At 36.6% G+C, this 22,175-nt stretch carries 18 protein-coding genes and 1 riboswitch; all 18 genes read right to left on the reverse strand.

Annotated elements, in window-relative coordinates; translation table 11 throughout:
• Positions 1-199: 199 nt before the first annotated feature.
• Positions 200-1,159 (reverse strand): ABC transporter permease, encoded by a 960-nt coding sequence (locus BAU27_RS16715; RefSeq protein ID WP_000008852.1) that lies wholly within the window; start codon positions 1,157-1,159, stop codon positions 200-202.
• Entirely contained in the window at positions 1,160-2,218 is a 1,059-nt protein-coding gene (locus BAU27_RS16720; RefSeq protein ID WP_001085263.1) for an ABC transporter permease, read from the reverse strand.
• A complete protein-coding gene (locus tag BAU27_RS16725; protein WP_071746763.1) occupies positions 2,211-3,743 on the reverse strand; it encodes an ABC transporter ATP-binding protein in 1,533 nt (510 codons plus the stop codon). Before BAU27_RS16725 ends, BAU27_RS16720 begins: the two co-directional genes overlap by 8 nt.
• A gap of 118 nt (positions 3,744-3,861) precedes the next feature.
• Positions 3,862-4,947 carry a BMP family lipoprotein gene (locus BAU27_RS16730; RefSeq protein WP_071746764.1) on the reverse strand — a complete coding sequence of 362 codons (1,086 nt, stop codon included), beginning with the start codon at positions 4,945-4,947 and terminating at the stop codon, positions 3,862-3,864.
• Positions 4,948-5,037: 90 nt separating this feature from the next.
• Positions 5,038-5,763, reverse strand: coding sequence for a GntR family transcriptional regulator (locus tag BAU27_RS16735; RefSeq protein ID WP_002121705.1), 726 nt, complete (start codon positions 5,761-5,763; stop codon positions 5,038-5,040).
• 231 nt (positions 5,764-5,994) lie between these two features.
• Positions 5,995-6,096: riboswitch (purine riboswitch) on the reverse strand.
• A 204-nt stretch (positions 6,097-6,300) separates the two neighbouring features.
• The gene (locus BAU27_RS16740) at positions 6,301-8,685 is read right to left on the reverse strand and encodes a DNA translocase FtsK (RefSeq protein ID WP_071771495.1); all 2,385 of its coding nucleotides are present in this window, start codon (positions 8,683-8,685) and stop codon (positions 6,301-6,303) included.
• A 210-nt stretch (positions 8,686-8,895) separates the two neighbouring features.
• Positions 8,896-9,099 (reverse strand): YlzJ-like family protein, encoded by a 204-nt coding sequence (locus BAU27_RS16745; protein ID WP_000605032.1) that lies wholly within the window; start codon positions 9,097-9,099, stop codon positions 8,896-8,898.
• A complete protein-coding gene (tepA, locus tag BAU27_RS16750) occupies positions 9,096-9,845 on the reverse strand; it encodes a translocation-enhancing protein TepA (protein WP_071746766.1) in 750 nt (249 codons plus the stop codon). The genes BAU27_RS16745 and tepA overlap by 4 nt, the downstream gene beginning before the upstream one ends.
• Before the next feature lie 102 nt (positions 9,846-9,947).
• Positions 9,948-11,618, reverse strand: a complete 1,671-nt coding sequence (locus BAU27_RS16755) for a ribonuclease J (protein WP_071746767.1) — start codon at positions 11,616-11,618, stop codon at positions 9,948-9,950.
• Between the two features lie 609 nt (positions 11,619-12,227).
• Positions 12,228-13,106, reverse strand: a complete 879-nt coding sequence (gene dapA, locus BAU27_RS16760) for a 4-hydroxy-tetrahydrodipicolinate synthase (RefSeq protein WP_071771496.1) — start codon at positions 13,104-13,106, stop codon at positions 12,228-12,230.
• An 11-nt stretch (positions 13,107-13,117) separates the two neighbouring features.
• On the reverse strand, positions 13,118-14,350 hold the full coding sequence (gene dapG, locus BAU27_RS16765) for an aspartate kinase (RefSeq protein ID WP_071746769.1): 1,233 nt from the start codon (positions 14,348-14,350) through the stop codon (positions 13,118-13,120).
• 23 nt (positions 14,351-14,373) lie between these two features.
• Entirely contained in the window at positions 14,374-15,420 is a 1,047-nt protein-coding gene (gene asd, locus BAU27_RS16770; RefSeq protein ID WP_071746770.1) for an aspartate-semialdehyde dehydrogenase, read from the reverse strand.
• Between the two features lie 150 nt (positions 15,421-15,570).
• Positions 15,571-16,170: a dipicolinate synthase subunit B gene (gene dpaB / locus BAU27_RS16775; RefSeq protein WP_001049482.1), complete on the reverse strand. Its 600-nt coding sequence runs from the start codon at positions 16,168-16,170 to the stop codon at positions 15,571-15,573.
• Positions 16,167-17,069 carry a dipicolinic acid synthetase subunit A gene (dpaA, locus tag BAU27_RS16780; protein ID WP_071771497.1) on the reverse strand — a complete coding sequence of 301 codons (903 nt, stop codon included), beginning with the start codon at positions 17,067-17,069 and terminating at the stop codon, positions 16,167-16,169. The genes dpaB and dpaA overlap by 4 nt, the downstream gene beginning before the upstream one ends.
• 170 nt (positions 17,070-17,239) lie before the next feature.
• Entirely contained in the window at positions 17,240-17,491 is a 252-nt protein-coding gene (locus BAU27_RS16785) for a YlmC/YmxH family sporulation protein (RefSeq protein ID WP_071746772.1), read from the reverse strand.
• A gap of 131 nt (positions 17,492-17,622) precedes the next feature.
• Complete coding sequence (locus BAU27_RS16790) at positions 17,623-18,864, reverse strand: M16 family metallopeptidase (protein WP_071746773.1); 1,242 nt, start codon at positions 18,862-18,864, stop codon at positions 17,623-17,625.
• A gap of 86 nt (positions 18,865-18,950) precedes the next feature.
• Positions 18,951-19,850, reverse strand: coding sequence for a polysaccharide deacetylase family protein (locus BAU27_RS16795; protein WP_071746774.1), 900 nt, complete (start codon positions 19,848-19,850; stop codon positions 18,951-18,953).
• Between the two features lie 151 nt (positions 19,851-20,001).
• Entirely contained in the window at positions 20,002-22,140 is a 2,139-nt protein-coding gene (gene pnp, locus BAU27_RS16800; RefSeq protein ID WP_071746775.1) for a polyribonucleotide nucleotidyltransferase, read from the reverse strand.
• Positions 22,141-22,175: the final 35 nt, after the last annotated feature.

Here is a 22,175-nt window from a genome sequence, read left to right on the forward strand (position 1 = left end):
CTTTACGTATGTAGGAATATTCCTCTTCAATATACAGTTTTTAGAAATAAAAAATCAACTTTTCTTCCTTATTATGCTTACATTTGAGTCTTTCTAAAAACTTTAATATGTAAGGAACATAGTAAATTTCCGTATTAAATATATTCTATGTAAAAAAGCCCGCACTAATGTGCGAGCTTTTCTTATACTTTCTAAATACTCATCGTTTTCCTTTTTCATAAGGCGTTCCTAATGCTTTCGGAGCTTCAGATCGGCCGACAAAACCAACAAGTGCTAATATTGTGAATACATACGGTAATATCGTTAATAAAACACTTGGAATTTGGTCTAATACAGGAATTGTTCCACCGGTTACACTAAGAGACTGAGCAAAACCAAAGAATAGAGCTGCACCTAGTGCGCCTAGTGGATTCCACTTTCCAAAGATCATAGCAGCTAAAGCTAAGAAACCTTGTCCTGTAATAGTTGCCCCTGAGAAGTTATTAGAAATTGACATTGCAAAAATCGCCCCACCAATTCCAGCAAACACCCCTGATATACAAACGCCGATATAGCGCATTTTATATACGTTAATCCCCATCGTATCCGCTGCCATTGGGTGTTCACCAACAGCACGCAATCGAAGACCGAACGGTGTTTTATAAATAACATACCAAACAACAAATGCTAAAATAATCGCAATATACGACGTTATTGGTACATTTGAAAAGAATATTTTCCCTATAACTGGAATATCCGAAAGACCTGGAATATCAATCTTTTCAATACGGTACTGAATAAAGTCAGTCTGCCCTTTATCAAAGATCTTCTTAATTGCAAATACTGTTAAACCAAGAGATAAGAAGTTAATTGCTACACCACTTACAACTTGATCCGCTCGGAATGTAATAGATGCTACTGCATGAAGCAATGCAAATAACCCACTGCCAATTGCCGCAAATAATAACGCAATCCACGGAGTCATCGTTCCCCAAGTATCACCCATTAATAAGTTTGTAACAACTCCAATAAATGCACCAAATAGCATTAGTCCTTCTAATCCGATATTTACAACACCCGATCGTTCACTAAATACACCACCTAGTGCTGTGAAAATTATAGGTGCTGATGTATATAACGTACCCGTCACAAGAATGGCTAATATATCTAAAAAGCTCATTTATTTCCCCTCCTTGCTCATGCGTGTAAGCGCCCATCTTAACACATAACTACATGCAACAAAGAAGATGATACATGCAATAATTACGTTTATAAGCTCTGATGGCACATCTGCCTCAAAGTTCATTTGAGGGGAAGCACTTTTCAAACCACCAAATAATAAAGCTGAAAGGATAATGCCAAACGGATTATTTCCACCAAGTAACGCTACGGCAATCCCATCAAATCCTACCCCTGTAAACGAAGACATCGCTGTCATGCTTTGGAATGTTCCTAACCCTTCCATCGCTCCACCAATCCCTGCAAATGCACCAGCAATTGTCATGGAAAATACTACATTACGAGAAACTTTCATACCTGCATATTGAGAAGCATGTTGATTAAATCCTACCGACTTTAATTCATAACCTAAAGTTGTTCGATCTAATAAGAACCACATTAAAATAGCGATTAAAATTGCTACAATAATTCCCCAGTGAAGGCGTGAACCGTCAGTAATGGAAGCAAGCCAGTCTGAAGATAATGACGCACTCTCTTTAATGTCGTACGTTTTATCATTACCCTCGTGTAAGAAACGCTTAATAATGTCGTATGTTACATATAACGCGATATAGTTCATCATAATTGTTACAATAACTTCATTAACTTGAAACTTTCCCTTTAAATATCCAGGGATGAAACCCCAAATTCCGCCTACCAATGCTGCGAATAAAATAGATAATGGAATGTGAAGAACAGCTGGTAGTGAGACTGCATAACCGAACCAAACCGCTGCAAGCCAACCAACTAACAATTGACCCTCTACCCCGATATTAAATAAACCTGTACGAAATGCAAACGCCACCGATAAACCAGCAAGAATAAGCGGTATCATTGTACGAAGCGTTTCACCAATCGCACTTGGGCTACCAAACATTCCTGTCCAAAGTGCACTATAACCAACAATTGGGTCATAGCCACTAACTAGCATTACAATCGCTCCTACAAGTAAGCCGAAAATAACGGATAGTACTGGGACTAAAATATTTATCGTTCGTTCTGTTAAAAGTTTTTTAGCCATTTGTACCCACCTGCTCTTTCTTTGTTCCTCCAGCCATTAACAATCCAAGCTGTTGTTCATTCGTTTCTTTCGCATCAACAATTGCTACAATTTTCCCTTCATAAATAACAGCAATTCGATCGCTAACATTTAAGATTTCCTCTAACTCTAGTGATAAAAGTAATACACCTTTTCCTTTATCTCTTTGCTCTATTAATCTCTTATGAATAAATTCAATTGCCCCTACATCTAAGCCACGTGTTGGCTGTGCTGCAATTAATAAATCTGGATCACGGTCTACTTCACGTGCAATAATTGCTTTTTGCTGGTTTCCCCCAGATAGTGCACGAGCTAACGTTTGCTCACTAGGTGTACGTACATCAAACTGTTCAATAAGTGCCTTTGCTTTTTCTGTAATTTTACTGAAATTTAAAATCCCTTTCTTTGAAAACGGATTTTTATAGTACGTTTGCAAAACTATATTATCTCTAACAGAAAAATCAAGAACGAGTCCGTGTTTATGACGATCTTCTGGAATATGACCAATTCCTTCTTCTGTGATTCTTCGAACAGGCCAATTCGTTATTTCTTTCCCTCTAATTGCAATAGAACCTGACTCAACTTTTCGTAAACCAGTAATTGCTTCTATTAATTCACTTTGTCCGTTTCCATCAATCCCTGCAATCCCAACAATTTCCCCCGCACGAACAGTTAAGTCAAGGCCTTTTACAGCAGGTAGTTGACGCGCATCGTGAACAACAAGGTTTGCAATTGAAAGTACCTCTTCTTTTGGCTTCGCGTCTATTTTTTCTGTTTTAAAATTCACTTGACGTCCGACCATTAATTCTGCAAGTTTATTTTCATCCGTATTTGCAACGTCAACCGTTCCAATCCCTTTTCCTTTACGAATAATCGTACAACGATCGCAAACTTCCATAATTTCTTTCAACTTATGTGTAATAAGAATAATAGATTTACCTTCTTGCACAAGCTTTTTCATAATTTGAATTAGCTCATGAATTTCTTGTGGTGTTAACACAGCTGTCGGTTCATCAAATATTAAAATTTCTGCCCCGCGGTAAAGTGTTTTTAAAATTTCAACACGCTGTTGCATACCGACAGAAATATCTTGTATTTTTGCATATGGATCTACAGCTAAACCGTATTGTTCAGACAGTTTTTGAATTTCTTTAGCAGCTTCCTCCACAGCAATTTTCCCTTTTTTCTTCGGTTCGTTTCCGAGAATAATATTCTCTGTAACTGTAAAATTATGAACAAGCATAAAGTGCTGATGGACCATTCCAATACCAAGGTCATTTGCTATATTCGGATTTGTAATTTTTACAGGTTTTCCTTTAATTTTAATTTCGCCTTGTTCTGGCTGGTACAAACCAAATAGTACATTCATCAATGTGGATTTCCCTGCACCATTTTCTCCAAGTAAAGCATGTATTTCTCCCTGCTTTACTTGCAGCGTAATATCATCATTCGCTACAATGCCTGGGAATACTTTCGTAATATTATTCATCTCAATTACGTATTCCATTGTGTTCCTCCTTTTAACAGGGAACATTCCCCTATTACACTATTAACTTATTAAGCAATTCGGAAGTTTTATACATACAAAGGTTAGTTCTATGAACTAACCTTTGCTATTTCTCTATTTATTTTTTTAGAGAAGCTTCATATTCTTTATACTCTTTATCTGTAGCTGGTACTTTAATTGCACCATCTGTAATTTTCTTTTCAAACTCTTCTACTTTTGTTAGAATTTCAGGGTTAACTTTTTTCACGTTGTCAGTTGTTTTTGCAATACCAACGCCGTCATCTTTTAAGCCAAACGCTTCTACTTTACCGCCTTTTAATTTACCGTCTTTCGCTTCTTGTGCTACTTTTTCAACAGCGATATCTACACGTTTTACCATTGAAGTTAATGTTACGTTTTCAGGCATACCTTCTTGGTTTTGGTCACGGTCAACACCGATTACCCAAACGTTTTCACCTTTTTTCTTACGGTTTTTCGCTTCAGTGAACACACCGTTACCTGTACCACCAGCAGCATGATAAATTACATCTACGCCTTGACCATACATTGCTGAAGCAAGAACTGTACCTTTTTCAGGTTTATCAAATGCTTCTGCATATTCAGATACGATTTCAATATTTGGATTTACTGCCTTTGCACCTGCTTTAAATCCATTTTCGAATTTACTAATTAAATCACTCTTCATTCCACCAACAAATCCTACTTTATTCGTTTTTGTTGACATAGCTGCTACTGCACCTACAAGGAATGATCCTTCATGATCTTTAAATGTAATGCTTGTTACGTTTGGTGCATCTACAACAGTATCAACGATTGCGAATTGTTGTTTTGGAGTTTCTTTTGCAACTTCTTTAATTGCACCTTCTAATTTATAACCAATTCCGAAAGTTAAATCATATTTATCTTTTGAGAACTTTTTCAAATTCGGAATATAATCAGCTTCTTTTTCAGACTGTAGATAACGATAATTTGTCTTTTCTTTTAATCCATTCTCTTTACCAAAATTTTGTAATCCTTCCCAAGAAGATTGGTTAAATGACTTATCATCAACGCCCCCAACGTCTGTTACCAAACCAACTTTGAAGTCTTTATTGTCTTTCGTGTCTTTCTTGTCACTGCTCGCCTTATCCGAGTTACCACATGCACCTAACACTGTACTTGCCGCTAACGTTAACGATAATAAAAGACCTGTTTTTTTCTTCATACTAGAAACCCCTCCTGAAATGTTTTGTCTAATGATTCATACGCTGCTGTCCCTTACTTCTTGCTGTCACCTCCCTAAAAAGGAACTTCCCTACATACGTTTTCTTAATACGTGGAAGCTAAACTTATCAGCTCTAAAGTAATTAATAGAATATAAGATTGGCTCATCATTTTGATCATAGTGCATTTGTTTTAAAACTAGCAGTGCCGTTTCAGGTTCACATTCTAAAATCGGTGAAATTTTCGGGTGATAACCAATCGGTTCAATATGAGCAACTGCGTACGTGATACGCTTATGCGTATTATTATGTATAACTGTAAGCAGCGATTCCTCATTGTACCCCGATAAATCTGGTAATATCTCTTTCGCTAGTTTATCAATGCAATATACAACTGGTTCCCCATCCGCTGTACGAACACGCTCAATCATTACCGCACTAAATCCATCTTCACAATTAAACTTCTCTTTTTCTTCTTCTGTTAAAGTTGTTGTAGATGATGATAAAAAGATTGTTCCTGGTGTTTTCCCCACACTAGAAATCATATCTGTAATACTAGAAAGTTGCTCTATTCCAGAAGAAAATAACGGCTTCGCATTTACAAACGTCCCTACACCATGTCTACGAATAACAACATTTTCTTCTTCTAAAATACGTAGTGCTTCCCTTAAAGTTGCCCTACTTACACCAAGCTCTTTCGCTAGATCAAACTCTGAAGGTAACTTTTGCTTTTCTTTATAAGCCCCATCTTTAATTTTTCCTTTGATGTGATCAATCACCCGCAAATATAGGTGACGACTATCGGATTTTACTGACATAAGACTCCCCCGCATTTCAATTATTCGACCTCTGATGTAAGACTTCTTTTCTCTTTTTTCAACTTACAACACAGCATAATTACTAAATACTAAAAATAAGTGTAATTATCGAACAAATATTAATAATTTTTCAAGATGAAATTTTCACTCTTTATTCTATAAAAAAAACTTTGCACCATAAACATTCCTCATATCGAGAAAAAGTTCGGCACAAAGATCCCTTACATCCTTTGTTACACACTTTTCCCCCATAGTCTAGCAATTCATGGTTGCCAGGTAGAAACTTATGGACCTTATCTCCAAGATTATATGAGGCAGTGATTCTTTTCGAAGTAATCTTACCACTTGCTCCCATATGTGTCAACAGAATTCAACATTTTTCTACATTAAATATCGAACGTTTCGAAAATCAAAACAATAAGCATTCGTATTCTAAAGAGTACCTCGTTATGTAAGCCCTTTCTTTTATGTTGACTATAGTATATAACAAAAACAGCATATAAAAAAGCCTAATTGTAAAAACAATTAGGCTTTTTTTCAAGAACTTTTTTCTTGCACATCTTTAATGAGTACTTCTCTCGGTTTACTACCTTCATAAGGACCTACTACACCATTCATTTCCATGGCATCGATTAAACGAGCCGCTCGCGTATATCCTACTCTAAATCTACGTTGTAACATAGACACAGATGCTGTTTGCATTTCTACTACAAGCTGAATCGCTTCATCGTATAATTCATCTTCTACTTCCTGCTTTGTTTCAGGAATATCTTGCGGAATCATATCCTCTTGATATTGCGCTTTTTGTTGCGCAATAACAGATTCTACGACTCTCTCAACTTCATCATCTGATAAAAACGCCCCTTGTACACGAACAGGTTTCGATGCACCAATTGGTATGAACAACATATCTCCACGACCTAGTAGCTTCTCTGCGCCACCACCGTCAAGAATTGTACGCGAATCCGTTTGCGAAGATACAGCAAATGCAATACGCGATGGAATATTCGCTTTAATAACACCCGTGATAACATCAACTGATGGGCGCTGAGTCGCAATAATTAAATGAATACCAGCAGCACGTGCCATTTGTGCTAAACGCATAATTGCATCTTCTACATCCGATGAAGCAACCATCATTAAATCAGCTAACTCGTCCACAATCACTACAATATATGGTAATTCAGGTTGTTTCGCTTCCGATTGACTATTGTGTTCTTTAATATAATCATTATATCCTTCAATGTTACGTGTGCCACTATGAGCAAATAATTCATAACGACGCTCCATTTCACTCACAACTTTCTTCAAAGCCTGTGACGCTTTTTTCGGATCAGTTACAACTGGTGTTAATAAATGCGGAACACCGTTATATACATTTAACTCTACCATTTTCGGATCAATCATCATTAATTTTACTTCATGTGGTTTCGCACGCATTAAAATACTTACAATAATTCCATTAATACATACACTCTTCCCACTACCAGTCGCACCAGCTACTAATAAATGGGGCATTTTATTTAAACGTGCCAATACAGCCTCTCCTGTAATATCACGTCCAAGACCAATTAATAACTTCTCTTCTGGGTGGTTATTCGCCTTTGAATCAAGAACTTCTCTAAGCGTTACCATAGAAACTTCTGAATTCGGAACCTCAATCCCAACAGCTGATTTCCCGGGAATAGGTGCTTCAATACGAATGTCTTTCGCTGCTAAAGCAAGCGCTAAATCATCACTTAAACTAACAATTTTACTTACCTTTACTCCCATATCAGGATACACTTCATACTTCGTAACTGCAGGACCTCTATGTACTTTTGTTACTTTCGCTTTCACACCAAAACTTTGGAATGTACGTTCCAATTTACGAGCATTTTCATAAATTTCCGCATTTTCATTTGTAACTTGCTTATTTTGGGGAAACTTTAATATATCAAGCGAAGGAAGCTTATAATCTTTATTTTCCACATTAGAAAATTGCATAGGAGGTGCTTTCGTTTCGCCTTCTAGCGATTCCACTATTTTTTCTCCTCGTTTCTTTTGAGGTTGTTCTTCTGGCGTAGGCGGAACTGCCTCTTCAATAAACGGAGAAGTGATTAAATCATTTTCTTCTATTTGCTTTTCCGTCTCTTCGCTTACTGGATAATTCTCAGTAAAATTTGAAATAATTGGCGGACCAATTTCTATCTCTTCTACTGGCTCAATAGCTTCTTCTTGTTCAGCAACACGTTCACGCCTCTTGCTTCTTGTTGTTTTTTTCTTTTCAGTTTGCTCAGCGACCCTTTGAGATTTCCAATCTTTATAATCCCCTTGCATTACTTGAAATTGACTTCTAAGAATTCTCCCTACCGGAGCAAGTACTTCTCCAATATGCTTATTTGTTATACAAAGTATTCCAAGAATAACTAAAATAATTCCAATGATATATGCCCCTACTTCGTCAAATAAGAAGTAGCACGTTGCGAACATAAGTGCACCGAACATACCACCACCTAAATGAACACTATCCGGGCCCTTTTTCATTTCAAGGAAGAAGTAATCTTTTGTACTAACAATTACAGAAGTATTTTGCACAGCTCCATCTTTCGTAAGAAGGTTAAATAATGTAATATGACTAAACATTAATATTGCTAGTACAATTAAATAAACACCTATTAGCCGTTTATTTAAAAGGTTTGGCCATCCACGCTTTATTACAAACGCAACAGATAAAGCTATTACACCTAACACACCAATTATGTACCACTCACCAAAGAAGAAGCGAAAAAATAACACAAACGATTTCCCTACAACACCTAGCTGTAAAATCGTAATAATCGAAAGTGCAAAAAGAGTCAACCCGACGATTTCATAATACAAAGTTGGCTTTATCGTACGTCTTGCCTTAGCCTTCGTCCCTCTTTGCTTTTGTTTTGCCATTTCTTCACCTCGTGTTCTAAAAATTAAGTACAACTTCCTAAAAAAGCTCTACTTATATGTCTTTCTCTCTATTTTCTGGTCTTTATATCTTCTATTTTTACACTTCTTGTAAAATGTTAAATAAACAGAAGAAAGCAGCCTACTCATGGCTGCTCAACCGTCTTGTTTTTTATATTATACCATAGCTCCTAAACAAAATCCTTCTTTTTGCTAAAAGGTAATTTTCTGTCCAGGCTCAAACTCTAAGTAGTGAGACGGATTCGTACTTAACACACGTACAATAGAATAACATTGATTATCCTCCTCAGAGACCATTAATTCCACGCCGTTTACATTCACAACTTTTTGACTTTCACATTGTGAATAATCAGCCGGATATACAAGTTGCTCTGGCATAATTGTATATAAAATCATTGTAGCATTGTCCCTTCTGCACTATTATCCTTGCGTTCGTCAATTAATTCGTTTAATTTTCTAAGTGCGCTACCAATACCACCGACATCATCTATAAGACCATACTTCACCGCATCTCCACCTATTACATTCGTCCCAATATCTCGCGTCAAATTCCCTTTTGCAAACATAAGCTCTTTAAAACGATCTTCCGTTACTTTCGAATGCTTTGTCACAAATCGAATGACTCTTTCTTGCATTTTATCCAAATACTCAAATGTTTGCGGCACACCTATAACAAGACCTGTTAAACGAATCGGATGAATTGTCATCGTCGCTGTTTCGGCAATAAATGAATAATCAGTTGAGACCGCAATCGGTACACCAATTGAATGCCCTCCTCCTAAAACAAGAGAGACAGTTGGTTTTGAAAGCGAAGCCACCATTTCAGAAATTGCTAATCCAGCTTCAACGTCACCTCCAACTGTATTTAATATTAAAAGTAAGCCTTCAATTTTCGGATTTTGTTCGATCGCGACAATTTGCGGAATGATGTGCTCATATTTTGTTGTTTTATTTTGTGGTGGCAACTGAATGTGGCCTTCCACCTGTCCAACAATTGTTAAACAATGAATACGCGATTCATTCATTTGCGGGACATTCGTCTGTCCAAGTTGTTGAATTTTCTCCACTATAGAAGCTTCTTTCGGAATTTCTTTCGGCTCAGCTTCTTTTTCTTCATTTATATAACGGTCACGTTCTGTCATATCGCATCCCCTTTCGCTCGTATATAACTATTATTTCTTAAGTTATAAATTTCATGCGATAGGGTTAAAAAAGAAAAAGATCACCTGTAAAGGTGATCTTCTTTATACTTCCATAATAATCGGTAAAATCATTGGCTTTCTCTTCGTTTCTTCGTACAAGAACTGCCCTAATAATTCACGAATATTTTGTTTTAACATAGACCATTCAATTGAATATTCTTTAATAGATTGTTCAACAATCATACGTACAATATCTGTAGATCGTTCGATCAACGCTTCTGATTCACGTACATATACGAAACCGCGTGAAATAATTTCTGGACCAGAGATTATTTTCTTTTCATCTTTACCAAGTGTCACAACAACAACTAAAATTCCATCTTGAGATAACATCTTTCTATCTCGAAGAACAATATTACCAACGTCGCCAACACCTAATCCATCAATTAAAACATTGCCCGCTTGCACTTTACCAACTAAGTTTGCTTCTTCATCGCCAAAAGCAATTACATCGCCTTTTTCTACAATAAAGATATTTTCTCTCGCAATACCTACATCTTCCGCTAAATATGCATGTGCTTTTTGCATACGGAACTCACCATGTACGGGTACAAAATACTTCGGCTTCATTAAATTTAACATTAGTTTTAATTCTTCTTGGCTACCGTGACCTGAAACGTGTACTTTTCTTTCACCATAATAAACAACCTCGGCTCCAGCTCTAAATAACAAGTCAATAATTTTTGATACAGATATTTCATTTCCTGGAATTGGTGAAGCTGCAATAATAACCGTATCACCTTTACGAATTGAAATTTGTTTATGAGCTTGCTTCGCCATTCTAGAAAGGGCTGCCATCGGTTCACCTTGACTACCTGTCGTTAAAATAGCTACCTTTTTCTCTGGGAAATTATCTACTTCTTGTAATGAAATAACCATACCTTCTGGAACATCTAAATAACCAAGACGTCTTGCAATGTCTACTACTTTCACCATACTACGTCCTACTACCGCTACTTTTCTTCCTGTTTCGGCAGCCGCGTCAAATACTTGTTGAATACGATGTACATTCGATGCAAATGAAGCAACGATAATACGACCTTCTGCACCGTAGAACACTTTAGAAATTTCTACACCAACTTCTTTTTCCGAACCTGTGTAGCCTGGACGCTCAGCGTTTGTACTATCAGATAATAAGCAAAGTACGCCTTCATTCCCGATTTGCGCCATTTTCCCAAGATCTGCTCCATTATTTCCAATTGGAGTTTGATCAAATTTAAAGTCCCCTGTATACACTACAGCACCTTTTGATGTATGGAAACAAACACCAACAGAATCCGGAATACTATGTGTCGTTCCAAAGAATGACACCGTTGTAGTATTAAAATCTACTGTTGAATTTGAATCGATTGTTTTTAAGTCTACACGGCCTAACATGCCCGCTTCGCCAAGTTTTTCTTGTATAAGTCCTACTGTTAATTTCGTTGCATATACTGGAATAGATAATTTACGAAGTACATAAACAATTCCACCAATATGATCTTCATGACCGTGAGTAATAAATAAACCTTTTACTCGCTCTTGATTTTCCACTAAGTATGTAATATCAGGAATAACGATATCAATTCCAAACATTTCATCTCCTGGGAACATTAATCCTGCATCTACAATAAAGATTTCAGAATCAATTTCAACACAGTACATGTTTTTCCCGATTTCACCTACTCCACCAAGAGCAAATACTTTAACAGACTCATTCTCTTTTCTCTTCATGTTGTTGCCTGGTTTAAAAATCTTGCAAACACTGATTTCACTAAAATTGTAGAGACACCAGGGGAAACTCTACAACCACCATATATTCACCGTCCAAGACGAATGTCCTTACCGTTATGCGATATCATGTCCTTGTTTATTTTTTAAACCAGGTTTCACCTCTCTTTCATTATATAAATCAAATATCTTATTCGATATGATATGAAAATTTCATTGAATCATAATTTTTCCCAATTTTGCTAAGCATACCCGTACTAAGCTACTTAGCCATATTATACCTGATACAAGAAATAGAACACAAGTTAAATTATGCGAAAGACAAGAGAAGACACTAAAATGAGGTTATAATTTACGAGGGTGAAATTCATATCACCTTTCTTACTTTTCCTACTCCACAAGAGTTTAATGGAAAAATATTCATGCGATTTCTTTGCATGAATATAAGACTATATGCATTAACAATGTTCCATAATATATTAACTACGCAATCAATATATAACTAATTAAATGTTATTTCCTCTTCCCCTACATCCTATTAGCTCTAAGGAATGTTACTACAGTTAGTTAAAAAAATAAAAATGACCTAGTTTCAAACTAGGTCATTTTTTATTAACGAGGAATGGATTGCATTACAGATTGTAACGTTACTCTTTCTTCTTCTGTTAATGGAAGAAGTGGTAAACGTACAGAACCTACATCTAATCCAACCATTTGTAACGCTGTTTTTACTGGAGTTGGGCTTGGCGCCATAAATAATGAATCCGTTACTCTTACAAGTAATTGATGTAATTTTTGCGCCTTCTTAAATTCTCCTGCTTGGAACGCTGCAATCATTTCTTGCATTTCGTTTCCAATAACATGAGATGCTACCGAAACGATACCTTTCGCTCCAACTGCCATAGCCGGTAACGTTAAACCGTCATCACCGCTGTATACTACAAAGTCGTCCGCTGTTTTTTCAATGATTTCTGTCATTGTTAACACATCGCCGCCTGCATCTTTAATCGCAACAATGTTTTCGATTTCTGATAAACGAACAACTGTATCAACGGAGATTTGTACAATAGATCGCCCTGGAACGTTATATAGCATAACCGGAAGTGGCGTGCTTTCAGCAATCGTTTTAAAGTGCTGATACATTCCTTCTTGACTCGGTTTGTTATAATACGGCGCCACTAGCATAACTGCATCAACACCAACTTCTGTTGCCTTTTTAGTTAAGTCAACAGAGGCATGTGTATTATTGCTACCTGTTCCAGCGATTACGGGCACCCTTTTATCGACAACAGATACGACATGGCGATATAACGCTACTTTTTCTTCTGATGTTAGTGTAGGAGATTCACCTGTCGTTCCTCCTACCACAATTGCTGTTGTACCGTTATCAATTAAATAATTTACCAATTTCGTTGTCTTTGCAAAATCGATATTCCCGTTTATATCAAACGGTGTTACCATCGCAGTTGCAATTGTCCCAAAATCTATCATGGTCTCACTCCTTATTGTTCCAGTTGCTTTTCTTTTGAAAGCTCAAACGCACTATGTAATGCATTTACAGCCTCCACTAAATCGGTTTCTTTTACAAGAACCCAAATTGTCGTATGACTATCTGCTGATTGCAGAATTTGAATACCTTTTTCAGCTAAAGCTGTAACGATTTTCGCAGTAACCCCTGGGTATCCTGCCATTCCAGCTCCTACAATAGATACTTTTGCACAATGCTCTGTCACAATTGGCTCATATCCAAGGTTCTTTAATAATTCAACTGCACGACTTGATACATTATCACTCACCGTATAAGCTACTCCAGTAGGTGAAATGTTAATTAAATCGACACTTATTCCTTCATTCGCCATTTCTTTAAACACATGCTGTTGCAAATCATATGCCGTTTCTTTTGCAAGCACTTTAATTTGCGTCACATTCGATACATGTGCAATACCTGTAACAGGACGTTCTTCGACATCACGGCCTTTTGTAGCACCATCAGATGCTGAAATAAGCGTACCTTCACTATCAGAATACGTAGAACGTACACGAAGAGGTACTTTTGCATGCATCGCAATTTCAACTGCACGTGGATGAACGACTTTTGCACCTTGATAAGCCATGTTACAAATTTCGTTATACGTTACAGTTTGAAGATGGCGTGCATCCTTTACAATACGAGGATCCGCAGTCATAACACCTTCTACATCTGTGAAGATATCAATATATTCAGCATGAAGCGCAACACCTAATGCTGAAGCTGAAGTATCGCTACCTCCGCGTCCAAGTGTTGTCGTATCACCTTTTTTCGTTTGCCCTTGGAATCCTGTAACGACGATTACATCTAAACTTTGTAACTCTTCATGTATACGATCGCAATTCATTTCAATAATCTTCGCATTCGTAAAATCATCATTTGTTACAAAACCAGCTTGTGCACCATTTAATGCCGCTGCTTTAATGCCGTTCTCATTCAACATATTAGAGAAAACAATTGCAGAGATTAACTCTCCACATGATAATAATAAATCTTGCTCACGATTAGAAATATTAGATTTCTCTTGATTTACAAGACTTAATAACGTATCCGTTGCATATGGTTCACCTTTACGGCCCATAGCAGATACGACAGTAACTACTTTATAACCAGCAGCTAACGATTTTTTTATATGATGAAGCGCATGCTTACGTCCATTTTCATCACGTACTGATGTGCCACCAAATTTTTGAACAATTATTTTCATATTTTGCACCTTCTCTTAGCCGTTTACACTAATTGTAATTTTACTAAGCGCTCTGCAATTTGAACAGAATTCCATGCAGCGCCTTTTAATAAGTTATCAGATACGACCCAAAGATGGAATCCTTTATCGTTATTTAAATCTTTACGGATTCTTCCAACGAATACTTCGTTTTTACCTACTGCAGTAGCTGGCATTGGATATAACTGCTCTTCTGGATTATCTTGCAGAACAATACCTTCCGCATTTGCAAGTAAGCTCTTTAATTCTTCTACTGTTACGCCTTCTTTTTCTACTTCGATGTAAACAGACTCAGAATGCCCTGATACAACTGGTAAACGTACACATGTTGCCGCTACTTCTAATTCAGGCATATGCATAATTTTTTTCGTTTCATTAATCATTTTCATTTCTTCAAACGTAAATCCATTATCTTGGAACTTATCAATCTGTGGAATCGCATTAAAAGCAATTTGGTAATGTTTTTTATCACCTGATACAGGTAAAACATTCGCCTTAACTTCTTCGCCATTTAAGATTGCTTGTGATTGTTCATGAAGTTCTTCAATCGCTGCCGCACCAGCACCTGATACAGCTTGATATGTGGAAACGATTACTCGTTTTAAACCATATTGCTGACGAACTGGCTCAAGAGCTACTACCATTTGAATTGTAGAACAGTTCGGATTTGCAATAATACCATTATGTTCTTTTAAGTCGTTTTCATTTACTTCAGGTACAACAAGTGGCACGTTTTCTGTCATACGGAATGCACTTGTATTATCAACAACAATCGCACCGCGCTTTGCTGCTTCTGGCGCTAATTGTTTCGATACAGATCCACCAGCACTAAATAGTGCGATATCTACTCCTTCAAAACTTTCAGGAGTTGCCTCTTGAACTGTAAATTCTTCGCCTTTAAATACAAGTTTCTTACCTGCAGATCGTTTAGATGAAAGTAACGTTAATTTCCCGATTGGAAATTCTCGTTTCTCTAAAGTATTTAACATTTGTTCACCAACTGCGCCGGTTGCTCCAACTACAGCGACATGAAAAGTTTTTTGCTTTTCCATCACTATGCCCCTTTCTAGATACCAATCCTTCTATAACTTAGAATTAGAAGGCGTATAGAATACCCCTTCTAATCTTAATAACGTTAATTTTATCATATTCTACAGTAAGAATGATGGTTTCATCAAAAATTGTACGTTTTTTTTCGTTTTTTAATTCATATATCTGAATTTTTCTACAACAACTGGTTGCAATTGCTTCCCTTGCAGTGCTTCTAATACTGTATCTTCTAGTAACTCCATGCGAGCTACCATTGAGTTCGGTTTTTTCTCTGGTGCGTCTTGGCCGAATGGGACGAAGTAGATGTTTTTTGTGGCCATTAGACGCATGAGGTTTACCCCATTTAATCCCAAAGCATCATTCGTTGAAACAGCCAATACGACAGGTTTGCCATTTCTTAGCGTCGCTTTTGCTGCCATTAGTACCGGAGAGTCTGTCATTGCATTTGCAAATTTACTCATAGAATTTCCTGTTAGTGGTGCAATCACCATGCAATCTAGTGGGATTTTAGGTCCTAGTGGTTCTGCGCCAACGATTGAATTAATTGCCTTAAAACCTGTTATTTCTTCAATCTTTTTAATCCACTCTTCTCCTTCTCCAAATCTAGTATTTGTTGATTGAACAGTGTAAGAAACAACGGGACGTACTTCTGCTCCCTCAGCAATTAATTTTTCTAAATGAGGCATCACTTCCTCATACGTACAATGTGAACCTGTAAAACCAAATCCTATTCTTTTCCCTTTTAAATTCATTCCCCATTCTCCTTTCTTGCTATTGCACCTTCTGCTAGTAACTGAGAAAGAACGTTCGCTAAAATTTGTCCGGCTGTTTTCGGAGCAACAATACCCGGCAAACCAGGTGCTAACAACGCCTTGACCCCTCTTTTTTCCGCATATCTAAAGTCGGTACCGCCTGGTTTAGAAGCTAAATCAATTACTAACGTATGAGCTGGCATTTTTGAAATAACATTCGCTGTCACAACGAGATACGGAATTGTGTTAATCACAATATCGATATTACCTACTTCTTTTTCTATGTCTTGCATATGAAAAGGAGAAAACATCATTTCTGTAATACGAGCAATATGTTCCGATCGTCTCGCTCCTACTTTGACATGTGCTCCTAATGATTGAAAGGCTCTCGCTACACTCATACCAGTTCTACCAAACCCTAAAACCATTACATTTGATCCATGGATTGTATAATCAGTATGTTGAATAACCATCATTAGTGTACCTTCTACAGTCGGAATAGAGTTATAAATTGCAACATCATCACGATCAAATAATTTTACAAGTTTTCGATTCGTAGTAGATACAAGATTCTCCAAATAAGGTGTTCCGATACCTGAATATATAGTAAAGTGTTCTGGTGTCTTTTCAATTTGCTCTTGCGTTATAGAAACTTTTTCATTTGAAAAAATAGTATCTACTTCTCCTTTGGCATTCGTCCCTGCAACTGGCAAAATAATGGCATCTAAAGCAGTGAAATTTAAATCTTGTATACTTTCTTTTGCTGCCCCAGTGAAGCCATGATCTAGCTGTTCAAACCCTATTAATGAAAGTTTCGCATCTAGTTCAACTAACTTGCGAATTACTTCTAGCTGCCGTGCATCTCCTCCTATGACAGCGATATGCATCTCAGTCAACATTCCCTAATTCACCTTCTTTTTCTTTCATTTATAAGAAAAATGCCTACTTTTTCTTTTTCCTCCACATCATATGTAATGTACGAGTTTGAGGTGATTGAAAAACAAAAAGCACACATGTTTTATCTGCTCTATATAAAAATAAGAAAAAAGACAACCAAAACGGTCATCTTTCATTCTGACTTTGTATGATTTGTAAAATCGCAAATTATCATATCATGTCCCACTTTCTTAATTTGGTTCCATTCCACCCTCACTTCTTGCTGTTCTCTTTTAAAGCCTCCCCATTTCCCAAGCGGTATAATAAGAGCTTGTATTCGTCCGTCTCGCTCATTAATTTCTACATCTGCGTGACCTAAAACTCCCATTTTTTCCGCTCTTTCTAAATCCACAATCTCTTTACCACTTAATTCACTTAAGCGCATGAAATCTCCCCCTTATCTTTTTATAAAAGCCTCCTATAATAAGTACCTATTCTGCATATATAAAAAAAATAACCGTACCCCATATAAATGAGATACGATTATTCTCGAAAAGGAATGAATCATAAAACCAACTAAAGTTTCATTCCTTTTGGTAGTTTTCCATCCGGACTAATAAGTGCCGCAGAGAATTCATCTGTAAACATATTACGAATTAACTCGTCTACATTTTGTTTTGTTACAGTATTTACACTTTCAATTATTTCATCAAGAGAACGATGTTTACGAAGAAGTAATTCGTTTTTACCGTTACGGCTCATACGACTATTCGTACTTTCTAAACTTAACATTAAGTTTCCTTTTAATTGTTCTTTACTATTAACAAGCTCTTTTTCTGTAATACCTGTATTTTTCAACGTATTTAACGTCTCTTGCATTGTTTCATACAGTGTATCTAATTGTTGGCTACCTGTTCCACCGTAAAGCGTTAACATCCCTGTATCTTCATAAGAAGAGTGATAAGAGAATACTGAGTATGCCAATCCACGTTGCTCACGTACTTCTTGGAATAAACGGCTACTCATACTACCGCCTAAAACATTATTTAATACAATTAAGTTATAAATATCTTCGTGTCCCATTTGCAAGCCTTTATATCCTAAACATAAATGAGCTTGTTCTGTTTCCTTCTTACGTGCTACTTTATTGAAATGGAAAATTGGGCTATGTACTTGTTCACGATTTGTTGTGCCTTCGTAATTACCGAAATATTGCTCTACAATTTGTAAAAATGATTCATCAATATTTCCTGCAATTGATACAACTACATTTTCAGGTGTGTAATGATCTTTTATATATTGACGTAACGTATCACCTGTAAATGTTTCAAGTGTTTCTTCTGTTCCTAAAATAGGATATCCAAGCGGATGCGTTTCATATGTTGCTTTCGTTAACATATCATGCACAATATCATCTGGCGCATCTTCGTACATTTTTATTTCTTCACATACAACATTCTTCTCTTTTTTCAGTTCTTCCTCATCAAATGTTGAATTAAAGAACATGTCTGCTAAAACATCTAACGCGTATTTAGCATGCTCATCTAACACCTTTGCATAGTAACATGTATATTCTTTTGAAGTAAAAGCATTTACTTGTCCGCCAATGCTATCAAATGATTCTGCAATTTCTCGCGCGCTACGTGTTTCTGTCCCTTTAAAGAACATATGCTCTAAAAAGTGCGAAACTCCATTGTTTTTTTCATTTTCATTTCTTGAACCTGCATGGATCCATATACCAATCGCAACCGATCTCACAGTTGGTATATTCTCCATAACAATTCTTACACCATTTTTACACGTATATTTTTTAATCAAAAACTTTCCTCCTACTGCCAGTTTCTCTAAATAAATGCTATTATTTAATGATAACAAGTTTAAGGATGAATGTCATGCAAATGTATTTAATCTACACGTTTTTCATCCAATAATTCTGTTATATTCCCTACTTTATATCCTTGTTCCTTCAATTTTGTAATCATTGTATCTAATGCTTCTGCTGTAGATGAAGTAGGATGCATTAATACGATAGCACCTGGATGTATTTTTCGCATTACTCTCTGCAATAGTACGTCTGGCTCTGGTCGTTTCCAATCGATCGTATCTACTGTCCACATAATCGTCCCCATTTGAAAATCATCTGCTATTTTCACTACTTCATCTCGAAAACTGCCACTTGGCGGAGCAAACCATTTCACTTTTTGATTCGTAGCAGCTTCTATCATTCGATTTGTTTTTTGTAACTGATCTCGTATTTCACCAGACGATAGCGTTTTCATATTAGGGTGTGTGTAAGAGTGATTTCCGACTTCTTGATTTGCATCAACAATCATTTTTGCAAATCGTAAATTTTCTTTGACCCAACGTCCTTCTAAAAAGAAAGTCGCCTTCACATCATGTTTTTTCAATATCTCTAATATACGAGGTAAATACTCATTTCCCCATGCCACATTTATTGTTAATCCCACCATCTTTTTGTTTGGATGTCCCCTATAAATTGGGGCTGGTGATAAATCTTCTAGGTGGACACTTGGTGATACTTCCTTGAATTCAAGATATTCCTGATCAAATTCCTTTCGCTTCTTCATATTATTATAAGATGCTCCAATATCCACTTGTCTTCCATTATATCCAGGTGTTGCCTTCCATATTTTATCAATTATCGCATTTTGAGGCGCAATCTCATATTGTTTTGCATGTTGTTGAATTTCTTCATACAAATTATCCTGTGCAAAAACGGAATAAGAGCCTAAACTGACATATAAAGAAAATATACATATGTATGCCCATATACGAGCTTTCATATAAACCCTCCCATTAACTATATAAAAAACATTTTTCTTCTTATCTTTGTTAATTTGAGCGTTATAATGAAAACTATACCTATACTGACATAAAAATATATGTAAATCATATTTTTACATAACAAAAAAAGCCAGTTTAACTGGCTTTTACTTATTGCTGCTCTTGCTTATTTTCTTCTTTAGCAGCTTCTTTTTCTTGCTCTTCTTTTAGCAATACTTTTCTAGATAGATTTACGCGACCTTGCTTGTCAATCTCGATAACTTTAACTGTAATTACATCACCGATTTTCACAACGTCTTCTACTTTACCTACACGTTCAAGTGCAAGTTCAGAAATGTGAACTAATCCATCTTTCCCACTGAATAATTCAACGAAAGCACCGAATTTCTCAACACGTTTTACTTTTCCTTCGTAGATTTCATCTACTTGTACTTCGCGAACGATATCTTCGATAATTTTCTTAGCTTTGTCATTCATTTCTTGATTTATTGATGAAATAAATACCGTACCATCTTGCTCGATATCAATTTTAACACCAGTTTCTTCAATAATTTTATTAATTTGTTTACCGCTTGGTCCAATAACGTCACGGATTTTATCTGGGTTAATTGTCATTGTAATAATCTTTGGAGCGTAAGCTGATAATTCAGTACGTGGCTCTGCAATAACAGATAACATATGATTTAGAATGTGCACACGACCAATTTTCGCTTGTTGTAATGCCTCTTCTAAAATTTCACGAGATAGACCATCGATTTTAATGTCCATTTGCAGTGCAGTTACACCTTTTGCTGTACCGGCTACTTTAAAGTCCATATCACCTAAATGATCTTCCATACCTTGAATATCAGATAAAATTGTGTAATGCTCACCAGATTTAACTAGACCCATTGCAATACCTGCAACTGGAGCTTTAAGTGGAACACCAGCATCCATCATCGCTAAAGTACTACCACAAATACTTGCTTGTGAAGTAGAACCGTTTGACTCTAAAACTTCAGATACAAGACGTACTGTATATGGGAAATCTTTTTCAGATGGAATTACAGGCTCAAGAGCACGTTCTCCTAATGCACCGTGACCAATTTCACGACGACCTGGTCCACGCATCGGTCTTGTTTCACCAACACTAAATGATGGGAAATTATAATGATGCATGAAGCGTTTTGACTCTTCTACACCAAGACCATCTAAAATTTGCACATCGCCTAATGCGCCTAATGTACAAATACTTAACGCTTGTGTTTGTCCACGTGTGAATAAACCAGAACCGTGTGTACGCGATAAAATACCAACCTCTGATGCTAAAGGACGAATTTCGTCACCTTTACGACCATCTGGGCGGATTTTTTCAACTGTAATAAGACGACGTACTTCTTCTTTTACAATTTTATATAAAATTTCACTTACTTGTCCTAATGTATCAGCGTCAACTTCCTGAACTTCGTAATGCTCAATTACACGCTTTTTCACTTCATTAATTGCATCTTCACGTGCATGTTTTTCGTGCACTTGAATTGCAGAATGCATATCCTTCTCAGCCATTTCACGTACAGCTTGATTAAGATCAGCATCTACTTCATAAAGTTTCACTGCTGTTTTCTCTTTACCAACAGCTTGTACAATCTCTTCTTGGAATGCAATTAGACGTTTAATTTCGTCATGACCAAACATAATTGCCTCTAACATTGTTTCTTCAGGCACTTGATCTGCTCCTGCTTCAACCATGTTAATTGCATCTTTCGTACCAGCTACAACAAGGTGAATATCACTTTGTTCTTGCTGTTCTACTGTTGGATTAATAACGAACTCGCCATTAATACGACCTACTGTCGCACCTGCGATTGGACCTTCAAATGGAATATCTGAAATAGATAATGCTAATGAAGAACCAAGCATAGCTGCCATCTCAGAAGAACAGTCTTGATCAACACTCATTACGATGCTGACAACTTGTACTTCATTACGGAAACCATCTGCGAAAAGCGGACGGATTGGGCGGTCAATTAAACGACTTGCTAAAATTGCTTTTTCACTTGGACGGCCTTCACGCTTAATAAAACCGCCTGGGATTTTTCCAACTGCATATAAACGCTCTTCATAGTTTACTGTAAGTGGGAAGAAATCTACATTTTTTGGCTCTTTTGATGCAGTTGCTGTAGATAGAACTGCTGTGTCGCCATATCTTACTAATACTGCTCCGTTCGCTTGTTTTGCAAGCTGACTTGTTTCAATTGTTAGCTGACGACCAGCTAAATCTATCGAGAAGACTTGCTTTTCCTGACTCATTTAAGTACCCCTCTCAATTTAAAATATTCAATTCT

It is taken from the genome of Bacillus sp. NH11B, assembly GCF_001884205.1.
GTDB lineage: Bacteria > Bacillota > Bacilli > Bacillales > Bacillaceae_G > Bacillus_A > Bacillus_A proteolyticus.